The 18,476-nt window shown below is 64.3% G+C and carries 19 protein-coding genes; 18 read left to right on the top strand and 1 reads right to left on the bottom strand.

Annotation, left to right across the window (positions count from 1 at the left end; translation table 11 throughout):
* Positions 1–72: 72 nt before the first annotated feature.
* The 4 genes from prfA to KY499_RS17480 are packed head-to-tail and all read left to right on the top strand — an operon-like array spanning position 73 to position 3,737.
* Complete coding sequence (gene prfA / locus KY499_RS17465) at positions 73–1,146, top strand: peptide chain release factor 1 (protein WP_123254123.1); 1,074 nt, start codon at positions 73–75, stop codon at positions 1,144–1,146.
* A gap of 33 nt (positions 1,147–1,179) precedes the next feature.
* Positions 1,180–2,043, top strand: coding sequence for a peptide chain release factor N(5)-glutamine methyltransferase (gene prmC / locus KY499_RS17470; RefSeq protein ID WP_123254122.1), 864 nt, complete (start codon positions 1,180–1,182; stop codon positions 2,041–2,043).
* 57 nt (positions 2,044–2,100) lie between these two features.
* Positions 2,101–2,979: an L-threonylcarbamoyladenylate synthase gene (locus KY499_RS17475; protein ID WP_219885939.1), complete on the top strand. Its 879-nt coding sequence runs from the start codon at positions 2,101–2,103 to the stop codon at positions 2,977–2,979.
* On the top strand, positions 2,976–3,737 hold the full coding sequence (locus tag KY499_RS17480; protein WP_123254120.1) for a WecB/TagA/CpsF family glycosyltransferase: 762 nt from the start codon (positions 2,976–2,978) through the stop codon (positions 3,735–3,737). Before KY499_RS17475 ends, KY499_RS17480 begins: the two co-directional genes overlap by 4 nt.
* A 10-nt stretch (positions 3,738–3,747) precedes the next feature.
* On the opposite strand, the gene KY499_RS17485 is transcribed toward KY499_RS17480, so the two are convergent.
* Entirely contained in the window at positions 3,748–4,644 is an 897-nt protein-coding gene (locus KY499_RS17485; RefSeq protein WP_123254119.1) for a glycosyltransferase, read from the bottom strand.
* Between the two features lie 297 nt (positions 4,645–4,941).
* Between KY499_RS17485 and KY499_RS17490 the strand changes: the two genes are divergently transcribed.
* The 14 genes from KY499_RS17490 to KY499_RS17555 all read left to right on the top strand — a co-directional run bounded on the left by KY499_RS17490 (position 4,942) and on the right by KY499_RS17555 (position 18,472).
* Positions 4,942–6,066, top strand: a complete 1,125-nt coding sequence (locus tag KY499_RS17490; protein ID WP_123254118.1) for an MraY family glycosyltransferase — start codon at positions 4,942–4,944, stop codon at positions 6,064–6,066.
* A gap of 127 nt (positions 6,067–6,193) precedes the next feature.
* A complete protein-coding gene (locus KY499_RS17495) occupies positions 6,194–6,679 on the top strand; it encodes a hypothetical protein (protein WP_123254117.1) in 486 nt (161 codons plus the stop codon).
* 22 nt (positions 6,680–6,701) lie between these two features.
* Positions 6,702–6,998, top strand: coding sequence for a hypothetical protein (locus KY499_RS17500; RefSeq protein ID WP_123254116.1), 297 nt, complete (start codon positions 6,702–6,704; stop codon positions 6,996–6,998).
* A 91-nt stretch (positions 6,999–7,089) separates the two neighbouring features.
* Positions 7,090–7,890 carry a F0F1 ATP synthase subunit A gene (gene atpB / locus KY499_RS17505; RefSeq protein WP_123254115.1) on the top strand — a complete coding sequence of 267 codons (801 nt, stop codon included), beginning with the start codon at positions 7,090–7,092 and terminating at the stop codon, positions 7,888–7,890.
* 78 nt (positions 7,891–7,968) lie between these two features.
* Entirely contained in the window at positions 7,969–8,172 is a 204-nt protein-coding gene (gene atpE, locus KY499_RS17510) for an ATP synthase F0 subunit C (protein WP_009356484.1), read from the top strand.
* 57 nt (positions 8,173–8,229) lie between these two features.
* Complete coding sequence (locus KY499_RS17515) at positions 8,230–8,778, top strand: F0F1 ATP synthase subunit B (RefSeq protein WP_123254114.1); 549 nt, start codon at positions 8,230–8,232, stop codon at positions 8,776–8,778.
* A complete protein-coding gene (locus KY499_RS17520; RefSeq protein WP_219885940.1) occupies positions 8,778–9,602 on the top strand; it encodes a F0F1 ATP synthase subunit delta in 825 nt (274 codons plus the stop codon). The genes KY499_RS17515 and KY499_RS17520 overlap by 1 nt, the downstream gene beginning before the upstream one ends.
* An 87-nt stretch (positions 9,603–9,689) precedes the next feature.
* Positions 9,690–11,327, top strand: a complete 1,638-nt coding sequence (gene atpA, locus KY499_RS17525; protein ID WP_123254140.1) for a F0F1 ATP synthase subunit alpha — start codon at positions 9,690–9,692, stop codon at positions 11,325–11,327.
* A 76-nt stretch (positions 11,328–11,403) separates the two neighbouring features.
* Complete coding sequence (locus KY499_RS17530; protein ID WP_123254112.1) at positions 11,404–12,297, top strand: F0F1 ATP synthase subunit gamma; 894 nt, start codon at positions 11,404–11,406, stop codon at positions 12,295–12,297.
* An 80-nt stretch (positions 12,298–12,377) separates the two neighbouring features.
* Positions 12,378–13,832, top strand: a complete 1,455-nt coding sequence (gene atpD, locus KY499_RS17535; RefSeq protein WP_123254111.1) for a F0F1 ATP synthase subunit beta — start codon at positions 12,378–12,380, stop codon at positions 13,830–13,832.
* Between the two features lies 1 nt (position 13,833).
* Positions 13,834–14,118, top strand: a complete 285-nt coding sequence (locus KY499_RS17540) for a F0F1 ATP synthase subunit epsilon (protein ID WP_123254110.1) — start codon at positions 13,834–13,836, stop codon at positions 14,116–14,118.
* A 10-nt stretch (positions 14,119–14,128) separates the two neighbouring features.
* Complete coding sequence (locus tag KY499_RS17545; RefSeq protein WP_123254109.1) at positions 14,129–14,560, top strand: DUF2550 domain-containing protein; 432 nt, start codon at positions 14,129–14,131, stop codon at positions 14,558–14,560.
* Positions 14,560–15,927, top strand: a complete 1,368-nt coding sequence (locus tag KY499_RS17550) for an alpha/beta hydrolase-fold protein (protein WP_308813062.1) — start codon at positions 14,560–14,562, stop codon at positions 15,925–15,927. Before KY499_RS17545 ends, KY499_RS17550 begins: the two co-directional genes overlap by 1 nt.
* Before the next feature lie 34 nt (positions 15,928–15,961).
* Positions 15,962–18,472 carry a bifunctional lysylphosphatidylglycerol flippase/synthetase MprF gene (locus KY499_RS17555; RefSeq protein WP_219887062.1) on the top strand — a complete coding sequence of 837 codons (2,511 nt, stop codon included), beginning with the start codon at positions 15,962–15,964 and terminating at the stop codon, positions 18,470–18,472.
* The last annotated feature ends 4 nt before the right edge of the window (positions 18,473–18,476 follow it).

The following is an 18,476-nucleotide window of genomic DNA, read 5'->3' on the forward strand; positions in this document are numbered from 1 at the left end:
TTTTCGAGCGGTTGTTGGTTTAATCGAACGTGCCGCCGTAACTAGACTTGTAAAAGTCGAAAGAGGTTTGAAATGTTTGAGTCCGTACAGGGCCTGCTGGATGAGCACAACGCGATCCAGGCCCAGCTTGGGGATCCTGCTGTTTACGCCGACCAGCGGCTGGCCCGGAAACTGGGGCGCCGTTCAGCTGAACTGAACGGCATCGTCGAGGCGTACCACAAGTGGCATGCCATCCAGGACGACCTCTCAGCGGCCAGGGAAATGGCGGCAGAGGACCCGGAGTTCGCCGCCGAAGTGCCCGAGCTTGAGGCGGCCCTCGAGACCACGGCGGCGCGGCTGCGCCGGTTGCTCATTCCCCGCGACCCCGACGATGCGCGCAATGTGATCCTTGAGGTCAAGGGCGGCGAAGGCGGCGACGAAGCGGCCCTGTTCGCCGGCGACCTGCTGCGGATGTACAGCCGCTATGCTGAATCCCGCGGCTGGAAGACCGAACTGATTTCCGCCACCGAATCGGACCTGGGCGGCTACAAGGACGTACAAATGGCGGTCAAGGGCAGCTCCAACGACCCGGCCGAGGGCGTTTACGCCCGGCTCAAGTTCGAAGGCGGCGTGCACCGCGTGCAGCGCGTGCCCGTGACCGAGTCGCAGGGCCGTATCCACACGTCGGCCGCCGGCGTGCTGGTGCTGCCCGAAGTGGACGAGCCCGAAGAGCTGGACATCAACCAGAACGACCTCAAGATCGACGTCTACCGCTCCTCGGGCCCCGGCGGGCAGTCCGTCAACACCACGGACTCCGCAGTCCGCATCACCCACCTTCCCACCGGGATCGTGGTGGCGATGCAGAACGAGAAATCGCAGCTGCAGAACCGCGAAGCCGGAATGCGCGTGCTCCGCGCCCGCATCCTGGCGCACCAGCAGCAGATTATCGACGCCGAAAACTCCGCCCAGCGCAAGTCGCAGATCCGCACCATGGACCGTTCCGAGCGCATCCGCACGTACAACTACCCGGAAAACCGGATCGCGGACCACCGCACCGGTTATAAGGCCTACAACCTGGACCAGGTCATGAACGGTGACCTGGAGCCGGTGATCCAGTCCGCGATCGAGATGGACGAACAGGCCCGCCTGGACGCCATCGGCGACTAGCCGCGGGTTCCTGCGTTTTATGACAGTGCAATCATGACGGTGCCGGCAGCAGGTCTCGCCGAGGCGGTCCGGGACGCGGCGGCGCTCCTTGCGGCCGCCGGTGTGCCGAGCCCGCGGGTTGACGCCGAGCTTCTGGCCGAGCACCTGCTCGGCGTTGGTCTCGGGCGGCTCCGTGCCCTGATGCTCGGCGATGCCCCCGTGCCGGAAGGCTACGCGGAGCTCGTCGCCGAACGGGCGCGGCGGATCCCGCTGCAGCACATTACCGGCGTCGCGCATTTCCGTTATCTGGAACTCGCCGTGGGCCCCGGCGTCTTCATTCCCCGGCCCGAAACCGAGTCCGTGGTGCAGCTGGTGATCGACCGGCTGCAGGGCATGGCGCATCCCAAGGTGGTGGATCTGGGCACCGGATCCGGAGCGATCGCCGGCTCGATCGCGCACGAGGTGCCAGGCGCAGAGGTCCATGCCGTTGAGTTCAGCGAGTTTGCCCACGCCTGGGCGGCAAAGAACCTGCTGCCGCTCGGCGTCGCACTGGTCCGCGGCGACCTCCGCGATGCGTTGCCGGACCACAATGGCAGCTTTGACGTTGTGGTTTCCAATCCGCCGTACATCCCGGCGGAAGCCATTCCGAACGAACCCGAAGTAGCGCTGCATGATCCGCCGGAGGCTCTGTACGGTGGGGGAGCGGACGGCATGGAACTTCCGACGGCGGCCGCCGCCACCGCGGCCCGGCTGCTGGTCCCCGGCGGCTTCTTCGTGATGGAACACGCCGAGGTGCAGGCCGGCTGGATTGCCACGATGCTGAAACGCACGGGGCACTGGACCGACGTGACGACGCACCGGGACCTCAACTGCAAGGACCGCGCCACGAGCGCGGTGCTCGCTGCGCCGGCGCCCTGACCGGCCCGCACGTCACAAGCGTCGGTGCACCTCACGAAGTGATGAAAGAATAGTCACGTGACGACTAGCTACGATTGCTCGGCCGCAGATCAGCGGGCCGCAGGACTTGAACATGCCCAGCGGGCCATCCGGGAGAACAAGTGCGTGGTGCTTCCCACGGACACGGTGTACGGGATCGGAGCCGACGCGTTTTCGCCCCTCGCCGTGACCTTGCTGCTGGCAGCCAAAGGCCGTGGCCGGAAGATGCCGCCGCCGGTGCTGATTCCGCGGCTCAACGCCCTTGACGGCCTGGCCACCGATGTTCCGGCGGACGCACGGCTGCTGGCCGAGGCCTTTTGGCCGGGCGGCCTGACCCTCATCCTGCATTCCCAGCCCTCGCTGGACTGGGACCTCGGCGACACCAAAGGCACCGTCGCGCTGCGAATCCCCGCCGACGAGCTCGCGCAGGACCTTTTGACGCTCACCGGGCCGCTGGCGGTTTCTTCAGCCAACCGCACGGGCCAGGCCGCCGCGCAGACTGCCGCCGAGGCGGAAGGCCAGTTGGCGGAATCCGTGGAAGTCTACCTCGAGGCCGGACTCCGGCCCGCCGACGGCGCCGAAGCGCTGCCGTCCACCATCGTCGATGCCACCGCCGTGCCGCTGCGCGTGGTCCGGCCGGGGTCGATCAGCCTCGAGCGCCTGCGTGCCGTGGTTCCGGGACTGGTTGACGTCGACGGCAACGGTCCCGACGCCGACGCAGACGCCGTCGGCACGGGTACTGCCGCTGCCCCCGATATCGAAAGCGATGCCAACGCCGGCGCTGACGTCGACAGCGATGCCGACGCCGTCAGCACGGGTGCTGCCGCTGCCCTCGATATCGAAAGCGATGCCGACGCCGGCGCTGACAACGCGGGTGGTGACGGCCCGGACATTCACGCAGGACCCGGCACGGCATGATGCCGGCCCGCCAGCGCGTCCCCGTGCTCGATGTCGACGCGACGCCCCTGACGGTTCCCGAACTGACCGATGTCCTCAACAGCTTCATTGCCGAGGGCGGCACCAGGACCGTGGTGGGGCACAACCTGCACAGCGTTACCCTGCTGCACTCGGATCCGGACTTCCGGTCCTTTTACGAGCAAAGCGATGTTGTCCTGATCGACGGTGCGCCGGTCCTCTGGTTCTGGGCCACGGCGCCGAACAAGGCGACCGGGCGTGCACCCGCCATGGACTACCGGCTGGGTTCGACCGACTGGATCCCGGCACTTGCCGACGTCCGGGGGCTGGAACGCATCGCGGTACTCGGCGCGGGCAGTGCCGCCAACGCCGGAGCCGCCGCCCGGCTCCGGGAGATCGTACCCGGGGCGCAGGTGCACGGAATGCCCGGCGACGACTGGAACCACGAGGTCGAAGAACGGGCTGCGGCCTGGCTCGCAGGACTGCGGCCCCAGCTGGTGCTGCTGGGTCTGGGGATGCCGCTGCAGGAAAAAGTGCTGCTCCGCCGGCTTACCGCACTTCCCCCGGCGGTCTACTGCACCGTGGGCGGCGCGATTGATCAGCTCGCCGGAGTCCAGAAACTGGCGCCGCGCTGGATCGGGCGGCTGGGCCTGGAATGGGCATGGCGGCTCCTTCTGCACCCGCGCCGCGTCGGCTACCGCGTTTTCGGCGAACCGTGGGTCCTGCTCGGGCTGCTGCTGCGCCGTCGCTTCCGCCGCTAGGTTCCGCCAGCTAGAACTTCTGGTCCTTCAGCGGCCCGAAACCCTTGCCCCGGAGCCCGGTGGAAAAGGCCTGGAACCAGCTGGCCAGGCCGCGGAAATCGCCACGGCGCAGGAAATATCCGAGGTAACCGCCGACGTCGGCCACGAAGGACTTAACGCGGAAGTGGCGCCGGATCATGTAGCCGCGGTTCCGGTAGTAGAAGTACCGCTTGAACGCGGAGTCCGGAACAATCACGTGCCACCGGGCCCCGAAGACGTGCTTGGTTTCGGAAAAAGCGTGCGGGTGCGTGATGGCGGCCGTGGTGACAGTCCCGAATCGGATCCCGGCCTTCCGGAGCCTGAGCGTAAAGTCGACCTCGTCGCCGCGGATGAAGAGCCGCATGTCCGGCAGCCCGACCTTAAAGAATACATCGGAGCGGATGAGGGCGCCGTTGAAGAAGTGGCCGTCGTTGGGCAGGAAACCGACCTTCTCCAGCGCGGCCCGCTCGTGCGTGACTTTGCCGTCCAGCCGGAAAAAGAAGGAGAGCCGGTCCGGATGTCCGGGCGCCACAACGAGCGGCACGACTGCGTCCAGGCCGCGGGCTTCAGCCTCGCGGAGCAGCGTGGCGAGGCATTCGGGGTCGGCCGGTTCGGCGTCGTCGTCCATCATCCAGATCCAGTCAGCGCCGCTGGCCACGGCCTTCAGGATCGCCAGCGAAAAACCTCCCGCGCCGCCCAGATTTGCCTCGGACCGGACGTAGTCCACATTGGGGTGCCGGTCGGCGACGTCCTTGGCCGGCACGGTGCCGCTGTCCACGAGGCAAATCGAACGGACTTTTGCGCTCTGGTTGTTGATGGCGTCCAGCAGGACCGCCAGCTCCCTGGGACGGTCAAACGTCACGGCAGCAACTGCAACCGGCAGGGTCATCACGGGGGTCCTTTCAGCACGGCCGGCGGCGCGTTTCCCGCCGACAATGGGCCGTGTGACGCGAAGACAGGTGGCCGTTGGCATTAGTATCTTGACTAGAGTCCACTGTAATACAGCCCTGTCAGGCACTATGCACTGCCTGCCCTGTGCACGGCGACGGAGAAGTTTCATTTATCGAGCGACAGTTCCACAGTCCTTCGCATCACCTCGAAATCCCCACCTGAAGCGCAGCCTGAGGCTGGCCCGGGTGCGGCGGGGTGCTGCCTGCGCTGACGCCGCCGGGACGGTGTTGTCCGCATGATCATGTATTTGCTCATGATGCTGACCGCGGCAATCGTCAGCTACGGGGCGACGTGGGGTGCCCGCTTCGCAGGCAACAGGCTGGGGCTGTTCCAGCCGATCCGCAGCCGCGACATGCATTCGACCCCTGTCTCCAGGCTTGGCGGACTGGGAATCTTCTCCGGAGTCCTCGTCGCGCTGGTCGTTGCCAGTAACTCCTTCTTCGTCAAGGACATCTTCCGCAACAATGATGCCCCGTGGGGGATCCTTGCGGGGGCCGGCGTGATCGTCCTCGTGGGTGTCGCCGATGACTTGGTGGACCTGCGATGGTGGGTCAAACTGATCGGCCAGAGCGTGGCAGCCCTCGTGGTGGCCGTATGGGGTGTGCGGATGACCATCATCCCGTTCGTCACAGAGTCCATCCCGCTCGAGTCCGAGATGCTGCAGATCATCGTGACGGCCGGGCTGATCGTGACCACCATGAACGCATTCAACTTCATCGACGGACTCGATGGGCTGGCCGCCGGCGTGGCCATCATTGGGGGAGTGGCGTTCTTCCTCACCGCCTACTGGGTGCACCGGAACGCTCCGCTGACGGATTTCTCCGACCTGGCGACACTACTGACCGCGGTGCTGGTGGGAAGCTGCGTCGGCTTCCTGCCGCACAACTGGTTCCCGTCCAAGATCTTTATGGGCGATTCCGGGGCCATGCTGATTGGCCTGCTGATGGCATCCGCCGCCGTTGTCTCCACCGGCCAGATCACGTCCGGTCTCTACGACCGCGCCAATGGTATTCCCACGATCATCCCCATCCTTTTGCCCTTCGCAGTGCTCTTCCTGCCGTTGCTCGACCTGGGCCTGTCCGTGATCCGCCGGACGGCCCGCGGACGTTCGCCGTGGTCCGCAGACCGCGGCCACCTGCACCACAAACTCCTGGACATCGGTTACTCGCACCGGGGAGCCGTGGTGCTGATGTACCTCTGGACCTGCATCCTGGCGTTCGGCGGCCTGGCATTCGCGATCTTCCCATGGCCGGTGATCCTCGCCATCGACCTGGCGGCGACGGCGGTGATGGCGGTCGTCACGGCGTGGCCGTACCTGCGCCAGCGCAGGCCCGGGCGGACGGCGGGAATGCCGGAGTGATTGCCGGACCGGACGGTTTCCTTCCGCCCGACACACTTTTCCGTATAGTTTCTATCTGCTGTAGAATTCAGGGGCGGTCTTCAGCCCGCCTTGTCGACCAGCACCCACCCGCGACGATTGGGATCTTATGACCTCCAACGCCGATCCCGGACCCGCGTCCGGCGCCGGACCCGTTGGTGTTTCAGGTCCCACGACGTCATTGTGGCTGCGGTTGCTGGCTTTGAGTTCGGCCGCATCCGGCTGCGCCCTCGTGCTGACCGGCATTGCGGCTTTTGTCATCAACGGCGGCGCCGGCCTGTGGTCGTCCGTCCTCGGCGGAGTCCTCGTGATGGTGTTCTTCGCCATCAGCCTGGCGGTCGGGCATATCGTTGGCCGCAACAACCCCTCCGGTGCGATCGGCGTCTTCGTCGCGACCTATTTCATTAAGGTCGTCGGGTTCGCCGTCGTACTTCTCGTCATCGGGGCTCCGGACTGGCTGCAGCCGCGCTGGTTCGTCATCGGTGCCGTCGTGACCGTAGTGTCATGGCAGGCCGCCGAGATCTATGGCTTCAGCAAAGCCCGCCTTCAGATTTACAACGACCCCCAACCCCCGGAAGACGGCAGCAATGCGTAGCCGCAAAACAGGACGAAAGACCATGCCCGACAACGCCAAAACGACGACTGGCGCCCCCGGTGTATCCGCGGACAGCAACGACGGCGGATACAACGCCGGGATCGCCGTCTTCAGCTATATTGTTGGCGGAATCGTGGTCTGGAGTTTGATAGGGTGGGGTCTGGATAATCTGTGGGGAACCCGCTGGATTGTGCTCGCAGGCGCTCTGCTTGGAGCTGCCGGAGGGTTCTATCTTTCTCATATGCACGGCCTCACCTCAGCTGTATTACGGGGTGGGGATGACTCTGCACGTGGCCCGTCCAAGGACGAGGAACAGTAATGCCGAATAATTTCACACGGGGAGTGCCAGACAGCAATGTCGCCGCTGCCCGACCAACGCCCAATGACGGACACTGCAGAGAGGAAACGCGTTGATCGCGCTTGCGCTCCCGGCCCAAGAATCAGGACCCTTCACGCCTCCTGGAATCGAAGAAATGCACCTGCCGGCTATCCTGCCCTGGGGTGCGGCCGAAGGATTCTCCAAGCAGATGCTGCTGGTAATCCTCTCGGTTGTCATAATCGCCACATTCTTTATCCTGGCTGCGCGTAAGCGCCAGCTCGTTCCCGGCAAGCTGCAGTTCGCAGGCGAAATGGCCTACGGCTTTGTACGGAACAGCATTGCCAAGGACATTATCGGCGGCAAAGACTTTATGAAGTACGTCCCGCTGCTGTTCAGCCTCTTCTTCTTCATCCTGGTGAACAACATCTACGGGGCCATCCCGGTAATCCAGCTCCCGAGCTTCTCCCATGTGGGCGGCGCCTACGTGCTGGCAGGGATTGTCTACTTCACCTGGATTGCCATTGGCATCAAGAAGAACGGCCTCAAATACTTCAAGCTGGCCACCGTGCCCTCCGGAGTTCCGTTCTACATCCTCCCGATCGTTGTTCCGATTGAGATCATCTCGAACTTCCTGGTCCGCCCGGTCACGCACAGCCTCCGTCTGTTCGCCACCATGCTGGCAGGCCACCTGATCGTGATGCTTGCCGGTTCCGGCATCGAGTACCTGATCATGCAGGAAAACATTTTCCTGAAGGGCACCTCGGTGCTCGTCCTGGTCGGCGCCATCGCGATGTACATGCTGGAAGCGCTGATCATGGCGCTGCAGGCGTACGTTTTCACCCTGCTGACCGCCATCTACATTGAAGGCGCTCTGCACGCGGACAGCCACTAGGCTCCCACAATCTTCCCCTAGCGGGGATGAAGTACACCAAACAACCTGCCACAAAGATGGCATCTTGAAAGGAAAAAAATGGAAGGCAATCTCAACCTCGTAGGTTACGGTCTGTCCGCAATCGGCGGTGGTATCGGTGTTGGTCTCGTGTTCGCCGCTTACATCAACGGCGTTGCACGTCAGCCGGAAGCACAGCGTGTGCTGCAGCCGATCGCATTCCTCGGCCTCGCGCTGACTGAAGCTCTCGCCATCCTCGGCCTGGTCTTCGCTTTCGTTCTCTAGTCTGAGCTTCAGAACCAAGCGAACATCCAGAACCGAGTAGATAAGGACGGGTGAATTATGAATCAAGCGATCATCTCAGCCGCCGTTGAGGGCCAGAGCCCGCTCGTTCCCAACGTCTGGGAAATGGGCGTAGTCCTCGTCGGCTTCGCTGTCCTCATGTACATCGTGGTCAAGTACATTGTCCCGATGTTCGAGAAGACTTTTGCGGAGCGCGCCGAGGCCATCGAAGGCGGCATTGCCAAGGCTGAAAAGGCCCAGGCAGAAGCATCCGCCGCCCTCGAAGAGTACAAGCAGCAGCTCACCGATGCACGCGCCGAGGCCAACCGGATCCGCGAGGAAGCCCGCGCCGAAGGCGCTCAGATCCTCGCGGACCTGAAGGAAAAAGCCGGTGCAGAGTCTGCCCGTATTACGGCCCAGGCCCATGCGGCGATCGAGTCCGAGCGAAAGGCGGCCGTTGTGTCGCTGCGCGCGGAGGTCGGCACGCTTGCTACGACGCTTGCAGGACGCATCGTTGGCGAGGCATTGACCGACGACGCACGTTCGGCCCGTGTTGTGGACCGCTTCCTTGCAGATCTGGAGAACCAGAACGCAGGTGCAGCTAAGTAATGGCAGGTGTATCGAGCGAATCGCTGACCGCGGCGCTGGCTGCGCTGGAAGCCAAGCTTCCCACCGCATCGCTGCAGTTGGCTAAGGAACTCTTCGGAATCCTGGGAACAGTGGACAGCTCGGCTGGCTTGCGCCGTGCCCTGACTGACCCGTCCCGCAACGGTGACGAAAAGTCAGCGCTGGTCAAGCAGCTTATCGGCGGGAAAGTTTCCGCCGAAGCTGTGGAAATCACGAGCGGATTGGCCGGCTCACGCTGGGCATCGGCCCGGGATATCGGCGATGCACTCGAGACTCTTGCCGCTTCGGTGGTAATTGCCGTTGCCGAGAACAAATCGGCCGCCTCTGCCTCGGGGCTTAGCGGACTGGAAGCGCTGGAGAACGATTTGTTCGCCTTCAACCAGACCGTCGAGTCAAGCCACGAGATCCAGCGTGCCTTGTCCGAGCCGCAAGCGAGCCCGGCGGCCAAAATCGCCCTCGCCGAAAAACTCGTACCCGGTGCCAGCGCCGAAGCGAAAGTCCTGATCGGACAGGCTGTTTCTCAGCCCCGTGGGCTGAGGGTCACCAGGCTGGTCGGTCGTTTCGCCGAGCTTGCAGCCCAGCGCCAGCAGCGCTGGATTGCGACGGTCAGCGTTACCCGTCCGCTGACGGCGACGCAAACCAGCCGACTGCAGGCAGCGCTTGACGAGCTGTACGGGCGCGAGCTCAAGATTAACTCGACCGTTGACCCGGCCCTTATCGGTGGAATCCGGGTCCAGGTTGGCGACGAAGTGGTTGACGCTTCGGTCCTCGCCCGTCTGGGCCAGCTCCAGCGTCAGCTTGCCTAACCAGCCGGACAAGCACAACTTAACGAAACGAAACCCCGGTCATCGTGAGCAACGATGATCACGAAAACAGGAGAGCAGGGACTGCAGATGGCCGAATTGACCATCAACGCCGACGACGTCCGTAATGCGTTGAACGAGTTCGCGGCGTCCTACGAACCCGGAAACGCCGAGCGCGTAGAGGTTGGCCGTGTAACGACCGCAGGTGACGGCATCGCCCGTGTTGAGGGCCTACCCTCGGTCATGGCGAACGAGCTGCTTCGCTTTGAAGACGGCACCCTGGGCCTGGCCCAGAACCTCGACGTCCGCGAGATCGGTGTCATCATCCTCGGTGACTTCACCGGCATCGAAGAAGGCCAGGAAGTCCACCGCACCGGACAGGTTCTCTCTGTCCCGGTGGGCGACGCCTTCCTTGGCCGTGTTGTTGACCCGCTGGGCCAGCCCATCGATGACCTCGGCGAGATCAAGGCCGAGACCACCCGGGCACTGGAACTTCAGGCGCCCGGCGTGACCCAGCGCAAATCGGTTCACGAGCCGATGCAGACCGGTCTGAAGGCTATTGACGCCATGATCCCGATCGGCCGCGGCCAGCGCCAGCTGATCATCGGTGACCGCCAGACCGGCAAGTCGGCAATCGCCATCGACACGATCATCAACCAGAAGGCCAACTGGGCTTCCGGGGACACCACGAAGCAGGTGCGCTGCATCTACGTGGCCATCGGCCAGAAGGCATCCACGATCGCTGCCGTCCGCCAGACCCTGGAGGACAACGGCGCCCTGGAGTACACCACCATCGTGGCTTCCCCGGCGTCAGACCCCGCAGGCTTCAAGTACTTGGCACCGTACGCCGGTTCGGCCATCGGCCAGCACTGGATGTACGGCGGCAAGCACGTCCTCATCGTCTTCGATGACCTCTCCAAGCAGGCTGAGGCCTACCGTGCAGTATCGCTGCTGCTCCGCCGCCCGCCGGGACGCGAAGCCTACCCGGGCGACGTTTTCTACTTGCACTCCCGTCTACTCGAACGTTGTGCCAAGCTCTCCGACGAGCTCGGTGCCGGTTCGATGACCGGTCTGCCGCTCATCGAGACCAAGGCAAACGATGTTTCCGCCTACATCCCGACGAACGTGATCTCCATTACCGATGGCCAGATCTTCCTGCAGTCGGACCTCTTCAACGCCAACCAGCGTCCGGCCGTCGACGTGGGTGTCTCCGTCTCCCGCGTGGGTGGTGCTGCCCAGGTCAAGTCCATGAAGAAGGTCTCCGGTACTTTGAAGCTGGAACTGGCCCAGTACCGCGATATGCAGGCGTTCGCGATGTTCGCGTCGGACCTCGACGCCGCATCGCGCCAGCAGCTCACCCGTGGCGCCCGCCTGATGGAACTGCTCAAGCAGGGCCAGTACTCGCCGTTCCCGGTTGAGGACCAGGTCGTCTCCATCTGGGCCGGCACCAACGGCCACCTCGACGACGTTCCGGTTGAGGACATCAACCGCTTCGAAACAGAGTTCCTGGAGCACCTCAAGCACAAGTCCTCCATCCTGACCACGCTGGCACAGACCAACGTGATGAGCGATGACACCGCTGAAGCACTGAAGACCGCGATCGTGGACTTCAAAAAGGGCTTCTTCGGCGAGGGCGACAGCTACCTGGTAGGTGCGGGGCACGAAGAGCACGCCGCCATCGACGAGGCTCAGGTCGACCAGGAAAAAATCGTCAAGCAGAAGCGCTAGTTTCGCTGGCAGGGCCTGCCGGAACCCGCAAGGGTTCCGGCAGGCCCGGCCACCGGGATCTTAGGAAAGGATAAGTATGGGAGCCCAGATCCGGGTCTACCGCCAGAAGATCACCTCGACGACGTCGATGCGCAAGATCTTCAAGGCGATGGAACTGATCGCTACCTCGCGCATCGGCAAGGCCCGGGCACGCGTAGCAGCTTCACTGCCTTACGCAAACGCCATCACGCGTGCCGTTTCTGCTGTTGCAAGCCAGAGCGAAATTGACCACCCGTTGGTCACCGAGCCGGAGCAGATCCGCCGGGCAGCCGTCCTGGTCATCACCTCGGACCGTGGCCTCGCAGGGTCATACTCTGCGAGCGTCCTCAAGCAGGCCGAAGGCCTTGCTGAGCTGCTCCATGAGGAAGGCAAGGAAGTCAAGACGTTCCTGATGGGCCGCAAGGCGCAGGCGTATTTTGATTTCCGGAACCGTCCCTACGGGCGTGTCTGGACGGGCAACACGGATGCACCGGAGTTCGCGACCGCGCAGGAAGTCAGCTCCGCACTGCTGGCCGACTTCGCAACAGCCTACGAAGAGGGCGGCGTCGACGAGATCCATGTCGTGTACACCCGCTTCAAGTCCATGGTGACCCAGGAGCCGACGGTCGTCCGCCTGCTCCCGCTCGAAGTTGTGGAAGAGCAGGCAGCATCCGAATCGGATCTCCTGCCGCTCTACGAGTTCGAGCCGGAAACGGAGCAGGTACTCGATGCCCTGCTGCCGCGCTACATCGAATCACGTATCTTCGCCGCCATGTTGCAGGCTGCAGCTTCCGAGCTCGCTGCCCGCCAGCGGGCAATGAAGTCCGCCGGTGACAACGCCACGGACCTCATCAAGAAGTACACGCGTCTGCGCAACACTGCCCGCCAGGCTGAAATTACGCAGGAGCTTTCCGAAATCGTTGCCGGTGCCGACGCCTTGAACGCGTCCTGACCAGCACGAGTCCGGCCCAGCTGTACCTGCACCAAAGATAAACTTAACCCCCACGCCATCTACTGAGTGAAGTGAGAGAGATGACTGCCACTGCTACCGAACACGTAGCCGCAACGTCCGGTGCTACCGGCCGTATTGCCCGTGTTATTGGCCCGGTTGTCGACGTCGAATTCCCGGCTGACGCAATCCCCTCGATTTACAACGCTCTCACCACGGAGATTACTCTCAACGGTGAGACCAAGACCATCACGTTCGAGGTTGCCCTGCACCTGGGCGACAACGTCATTCGCGCCATTTCCCTGCAGGCGACCGACGGCCTTGTCCGCGGTACCGCTGTAGTGGATTCGGGTGCCCCGATCTCCGTGCCTGTCGGCGACGTGGTCAAGGGACACATCTTCAACGTCCTCGGTCAGCCGCTGGACGTTACGGAGGCGGAACTCGACATCACCGAGCGCTGGCCCATTCACCGCAAGGCTCCCGCCTTCGCGACGCTTGAGGGTTCCACCGAGATGATGGAAACCGGCATCAAGGTCATTGACCTTCTCACCCCGTACATCAAGGGTGGCAAGATCGGTCTGTTCGGTGGTGCCGGTGTCGGCAAGACCGTGTTGATCCAGGAAATGATCACCCGTGTTGCCCGTAACTTCGGTGGCACCTCGGTGTTCGCCGGTGTCGGCGAGCGTACGCGTGAAGGTAACGACCTCTGGGTTGAAATGGAAGAGGCAGGCGTCCTCAAGGACACCGCCCTTGTCTTCGGCCAGATGGACGAGCCGCCGGGAACGCGTCTTCGCGTGGCGCTGTCCGCACTGACCATGGCGGAATACTTCCGCGATGTCCAGAACCAGGACGTGCTGCTCTTCATTGACAACATCTTCCGCTTCACCCAGGCAGGTTCCGAGGTTTCCACCCTCCTCGGCCGTATGCCCTCGGCTGTGGGCTACCAGCCCAACCTGGCAGATGAGATGGGTCTCCTCCAGGAGCGCATCACGTCTACCAAGGGCCACTCCATCACCTCGATGCAGGCCATCTACGTCCCCGCAGATGACTACACCGACCCGGCTCCGGCCACGACCTTCGCACACCTCGACGCGACCACGGAACTGTCCCGTGAAATCGCTTCCCGTGGTCTGTACCCGGCCGTTGACCCGCTGACGTCGACGTCCCGCATCCTGGATCCGCAGTACATCGGACAGGACCACTACAACACGGCCGTCCGCGTCAAGCAGATCCTGCAGAAGAACAAGGAACTTCAGGACATCATCGCCATCCTCGGCGTTGACGAACTCTCTGAAGAAGACAAGATTGTTGTCTCGCGTGCACGCCGCATCCAGCAGTTCCTCTCGCAGAACACCTACACCGCCAAGCAGTTCACCGGCGTCGAGGGCTCTACCGTCTCCATCAAGGACACGGTCGAAGGCTTCACCGCTATCTGCGACGGCGAGCTGGACCACATCGCAGAGCAGGCGTTCTTCAACGTCGGCGGCCTGGATGACGTCGAGCGCCAGTGGGCCAAGATCCAGGAACAGACCAAGTAATATGGCTGAGCTTGAGGTTGAGATTGTCGCAGCGGACCATTTTGTCTGGTCCGGAGCGGCCAAGATGGTCAAGGCCCGCACCAGCGATGGTGAAATCGGAATCCTGCCCGGCCACTCGCCCCTGCTGGCGATTCTGGCCGAAGGTGAACTGGCAATTGAGCCGGTATCCGGTGACCGCATTGCCGTAGCTGTCGACGGCGGATTCTTCTCCGTCGACAACGACCGGGTGGTCATTGTTGCTGACAACGCCCAACTGGGTGACGCAGCGACTGCTGGGATCCGCTAGCACTACCTTGATGAACGATCTCGGTTTGCCGTTCATCATTCTGGCCGCCCTCTTCGGGCTGCTGGTCTTAGCACTGTGCCTATCGGGGGTGCGCCGCCTTACCTTGCGGCGTGCCCTCGGCACAGTGGACGCCTCCATTTGCACAGCGGGAAACCGTTGGCAGATGGGGGTTTGTCGTTATCAGGACAACGAACTCGAATGGTTCCGGCTTGTCTCGCTCAGCTTCCGGCCCAAGCACACCTTCCTGCGAAGCTCGCTGGAACTGCAGGGCAGGCGCGAACCCAGCGAAGATGAGCTCGTCAGAGTCCAGCCGGAAGCCGTAATTGTGGAGCTCCGGTACGAGGGGCAGGACATCCGGCTGGCCATGCGCTTTGACGCCTACACCGGCCTGTCTTCCTGGCTGGAGGCCGGCCCTGTGGTGGGTGTCGGCACCTGGCGCTAGTGACCTTGGATTTCCTTCAGGACATCAGACTCGTCGACGGACCAGTGATGTGGTTTGCCTGGGCTGCCGGTGCCAGCGGCCTGGCCTTCCTCGCCTGGCGCGCCGTCCGGCACCGCAAACCCACCGCTTCCGCCGCCCTGCTCGGAACAACGGCCGTCCTTGCCGCAGCACTCGTGGCCGGAATCCACTGGCTCCTGATCTATGGCTGGTCCGTCTTCCCCGACGAGTTGCCCCCGGATATCCTGGGCTGGTCTCTACCCGCGGCGGCCGCCCTCTTCCTGTGGCTGCACCGGCTCGGTGGCCTGTGGCTCCGTTCCGGACGATCGGCCGGCCCGCAGCCGGCCCGACGCCGGACCACGGCGCGGCCCTGGCGTGCCACGGCCGGAGCAACGGCGGCACTGCTCGGAGTGGTACTGCTCTCCCAGGCCCAGATCAACCTTTACTTCGGGCTGAACCAGACCGTCGGCGACGTGACCGGAACAGCGGTGGAACGGATCCCCTGGCTGGAAGCGGAACTCACCCGCGGCGCGTCTCCTGCAGTCGACCTGGCACAGTGGGACGATCCTGGCGGAATGCCGGCCGGGGTGCTGCGGAAGGCCACGATCCCCGGGACGGCATCAGGCTTCACCAGCCGCGATGCCTACATCTATCTGCCACCGGCCTATCAGAGCGTGCCGCGGCCAAAGCTTCCCGTGCTTGTGCTGTTTGCCGGGCAGCCGGGGAGCCCACAGGATTGGCTCGTCGGCGGCGCCCTCCGGGCGCGGATGGACCGTTTTGCGGACGGTCACCGGGGCATCGCTCCGGTGACGGTGGTAGTCGATCCCAACGGGACGCAGTCGGCGAACACGCTCTGCCTCGACAGCCGCATTGCGCAGGCGGATACTTTCCTATCGGTGGACGTTCCGGGATGGATCAAGACCAACCTCGACGTCGATCCGGATCCGCGGTTGTGGACCGCCGGCGGATTCTCCTTCGGCGCCACCTGCGCAGTCCAAATGGTTACACGCCATCCTGGCGTTTATCACGACGCCGTGGCGGTCGCGAGCGAGAAGGAACCCGCCCTGGCGAAGGAACGCGACAAAACAGTCCAGGCCTCCTTCGGGGGTGACACAGCGGCCTTTGACCGGCAGACCCCCCTCTGGCTCATGCAGCACCGGAGCTACACCGGACAGGCCATCGTCTTTTACGCCGGCGGGCGTGACCGGGAGTTCATGGACAACATGAGCGTACTCGCGGACGCAGCCACAGCGTCCGGATTCATTGTGAAGTCGAATGTGATCGCCAACGCCGGCCATTCCTGGCAGACTGCCTCCGCAGGCCTGGCTGACGCCCTGGAGTTCCTCGCCCCGCGCTGGGGGATCACATGAGCCGGGGCATCACGTGACGGGACCGGCCGCGCCCTTGCCCGGGGACCTCCGCCCCGCGGATCCGTCCCTGGTCGGCGGCGTCCTCCGCCGGACACTGACACACTTCCGGGCGGTACCGTTCACGCTCGCCGTCCTCGGTGTGTTCCTCGCCGTCAGCGCCGTGACCGGCAGCTTCCTCGCCGGGCCGCCGGCATCGCTGCTGGGCTTCGCCTCGGTCAGCGCTCCCGGGTTGAAGGCCGGGCACTGGTGGTCGATGTTCACGTCGCTGTTCTTTGCGACGAACCTGCCCGCCTACCTTGCGGCGTCATTGATGATCCTGCTGCTGCTTGGACTCGCCGAACGGTATTTGGGCACGCTGCGTACGGCCGTGTTTTTCTTCGCCGGTCAGTTCGCCGCCGTGACGGTGTTTCTACTCGTCACACAGTTGTTCCGGTTTGCCGGCGATGTCTGGCTTGGCCGGATGGCGGACGCCCGGCTGATCGGCCCCTATGCCGCCGTCCTCGCCGTGGTCCTCGCGGCCAGCGGTCTGCTGCCGGCCCTGTGGCAACGGCGGCTGCGCACCGCCGCCGTCTCCGGTGCGCTGCTGCTGGTGCTCTACTCAGGGCACGCCGAGACCGTCGTCGGACTGGTAGGCACACTGGTGGGTCTGACGGCAGGCTGGTGGATCCAGGGCGACCAGGGTGGGCCTCACCGGCACCGCTCAACCGGCGGCGAAACCCGGAACCTGCTGGCCCTGACGGTGGCGATCTTCGCCGTCGGGCCGCTCGTCACGGCCACAGTCCGCAGCCCCACGGGGCCGCTGGCCCTGCTGCGGGACGTCGTGGTGAACCCGGTTCCCACACTGGCGCAGCTGGAGGCGAACTGTGGCGGCACGGTCGACGTCGGGTGCCTGGCTGGCGGCCAGGCCGGGTTCGCCGGTCCGCTGGGCCTCGTGCTGGCTGTGGTGCCCGTGGTTCTGTTACTGATGTGTGCCGATGGCCTGCGCAAGGGCCGCAGGCTTGCGCTCTGGATCACCATCGCCGTTCAGCTCGCCGTGGCCGCCCTCGCCGCCGTGTATCTTCTGCTGATTGCGCAGATCCCGCACCAGCCGGGTAAACCGGCGGGCGCAGTGCTGAGTTCCGGCATTGTCCACATCCTCCCCCTCGTGGCCGTGCCCCTGCTGCTGGCGGTACTCTTGTGGGCCAGCCGGCGGCAGTTCCGGGTTGAGACGGAACCGGGGTCCCGGCGCAGCCTGGGCCTGGCGGTCGGCGGAACATGGCTGGTACTGGTCAGCAGCTACAGTGCGGTATGGTTCGGGACCGGCGGAATGGTCCGCGACGGCGGACTTCGGGGACTGGCCGCGGAACTCGTGCGGCAGTACCTGCCGCTGCCGTTCTCGGGCGTCTTCAACCGCGTTTTCCAAGGCCGCAGTGCCGTGGAGGCGTTTCTCTTCGGCGCCTCCGGCCCCGTCTTCTGGACAGTCTGCCTCGCGGCGGTCTGGATCGCGCTGAGACGCCGGGCACCCCGACGGGATGCCGGCGCGGGGGACCGGGATGTTGCCCGTCGCCTGATCCGTCAGGGCGGAGACTCGCTGTCCTGGATGGCCTTGTGGGAGCCGAACAAGTACTGGTTCACGCCGGACCGAAGCGGAGGGATCGCCTACCAGCAGCACGGCAATGTGGCGCTGACCCTGGCGGGTCCGTTCGGACCGGCGGACCGGCATGCCGAGACTGCGGCGGGATTTCTGCGCTACTGCGCCGATCAGGCCCTGATCCCGGGTCTCTACTCCTGCACCGATGAGCTGTGGCCCCTTGTCAGGAACAACGGCTTCCGGCGGGTCGCCGTCGCGCAGGAGACCCGGCTCGCCGTGCGGGAACTCGAATTCAAGGGCAAGGACTGGCAAAACGTCCGCACCGCACTGAACCGCGCGGCGAAAACCGGCGTTCGGGCTGTCTGGGGCCGGTACGGTGACTTCCCCGCTCAGCTGCGGGCCCAGCTCAGGGAGGTCTCGGAGGACTGGGCGGCGCAAAAGGAAGTGCCGGAGATGGGTTTCACGCTCGGCGGCATCGACGAACTCGACGACGACGATGTGCTGTGCTGCCTGGCGGTGGACGGCGAAGGACGGGTCCAGGGGGTCACCAGCTGGCTTCCCGTTTTTGCGGACGGCAAGCTGGTGCGCTGGACGCTGGACTTCATGCGCCGCAGCCACGACGCCTTTCCCGGAGTGATGGAGTTCCTGATCGCGTCGGCCATCCTGGAGCACCGGAATACGGTGGAGGTCATTTCCCTCTCCGGCTCACCGTTGGCCAAAGACGCTGACACTGCAGGTGCTCCCGAAGGACTCGCGGGAATTCTGGATGTGGTCGGGCGCGCCCTCGAGCCCGTCTATGGATTCCGGTCTCTCGCCTCATTCAAATCGCGCTTCAAGCCCGAATACCGCACCCTTTACCTGTACTACCAGGAGCCGCTGCACCTGCCGGCGATCGGACGGGCCCTGAGCCTTGCGTATCTTCCGGGCCTTTCGCTCCGGCAAAGCGCGCGGCTGCTGCGGACCCTTGTGCGGTAACCGC

The sequence above is a fragment of the Arthrobacter sp. PAMC25284 genome (assembly GCF_019443425.1).
Taxonomy (GTDB): Bacteria; Actinomycetota; Actinomycetes; order Actinomycetales; family Micrococcaceae; genus Arthrobacter; species Arthrobacter oryzae_A.

Bases quoted from the DNA above. Each gene is read 5' to 3' on its own strand.
- prfA (WP_123254123.1), top strand. From the start codon at position 73: ATGTTTGAGTCCGTACAGGGCCTGCTGGATGAGCACAACGCGATCCAG.
- prmC (WP_123254122.1), top strand. From the start codon at position 1,180: ATGACGGTGCCGGCAGCAGGTCTCGCCGAGGCGGTCCGGGACGCGGCG.
- KY499_RS17480 (WP_123254120.1), top strand. From the start codon at position 2,976: ATGATGCCGGCCCGCCAGCGCGTCCCCGTGCTCGATGTCGACGCGACG.
- KY499_RS17485 (WP_123254119.1), bottom strand. From the start codon at position 4,644: ATGACCCTGCCGGTTGCAGTTGCTGCCGTGACGTTTGACCGTCCCAGG.
- KY499_RS17490 (WP_123254118.1), top strand. From the start codon at position 4,942: ATGATCATGTATTTGCTCATGATGCTGACCGCGGCAATCGTCAGCTAC.
- KY499_RS17495 (WP_123254117.1), top strand. From the start codon at position 6,194: ATGACCTCCAACGCCGATCCCGGACCCGCGTCCGGCGCCGGACCCGTT.
- KY499_RS17500 (WP_123254116.1), top strand. From the start codon at position 6,702: ATGCCCGACAACGCCAAAACGACGACTGGCGCCCCCGGTGTATCCGCG.
- atpE (WP_009356484.1), top strand. From the start codon at position 7,969: ATGGAAGGCAATCTCAACCTCGTAGGTTACGGTCTGTCCGCAATCGGC.
- KY499_RS17515 (WP_123254114.1), top strand. From the start codon at position 8,230: ATGAATCAAGCGATCATCTCAGCCGCCGTTGAGGGCCAGAGCCCGCTC.
- KY499_RS17520 (WP_219885940.1), top strand. From the start codon at position 8,778: ATGGCAGGTGTATCGAGCGAATCGCTGACCGCGGCGCTGGCTGCGCTG.
- atpA (WP_123254140.1), top strand. From the start codon at position 9,690: ATGGCCGAATTGACCATCAACGCCGACGACGTCCGTAATGCGTTGAAC.
- KY499_RS17530 (WP_123254112.1), top strand. From the start codon at position 11,404: ATGGGAGCCCAGATCCGGGTCTACCGCCAGAAGATCACCTCGACGACG.
- atpD (WP_123254111.1), top strand. From the start codon at position 12,378: ATGACTGCCACTGCTACCGAACACGTAGCCGCAACGTCCGGTGCTACC.
- KY499_RS17540 (WP_123254110.1), top strand. From the start codon at position 13,834: ATGGCTGAGCTTGAGGTTGAGATTGTCGCAGCGGACCATTTTGTCTGG.
- KY499_RS17545 (WP_123254109.1), top strand. From the start codon at position 14,129: ATGAACGATCTCGGTTTGCCGTTCATCATTCTGGCCGCCCTCTTCGGG.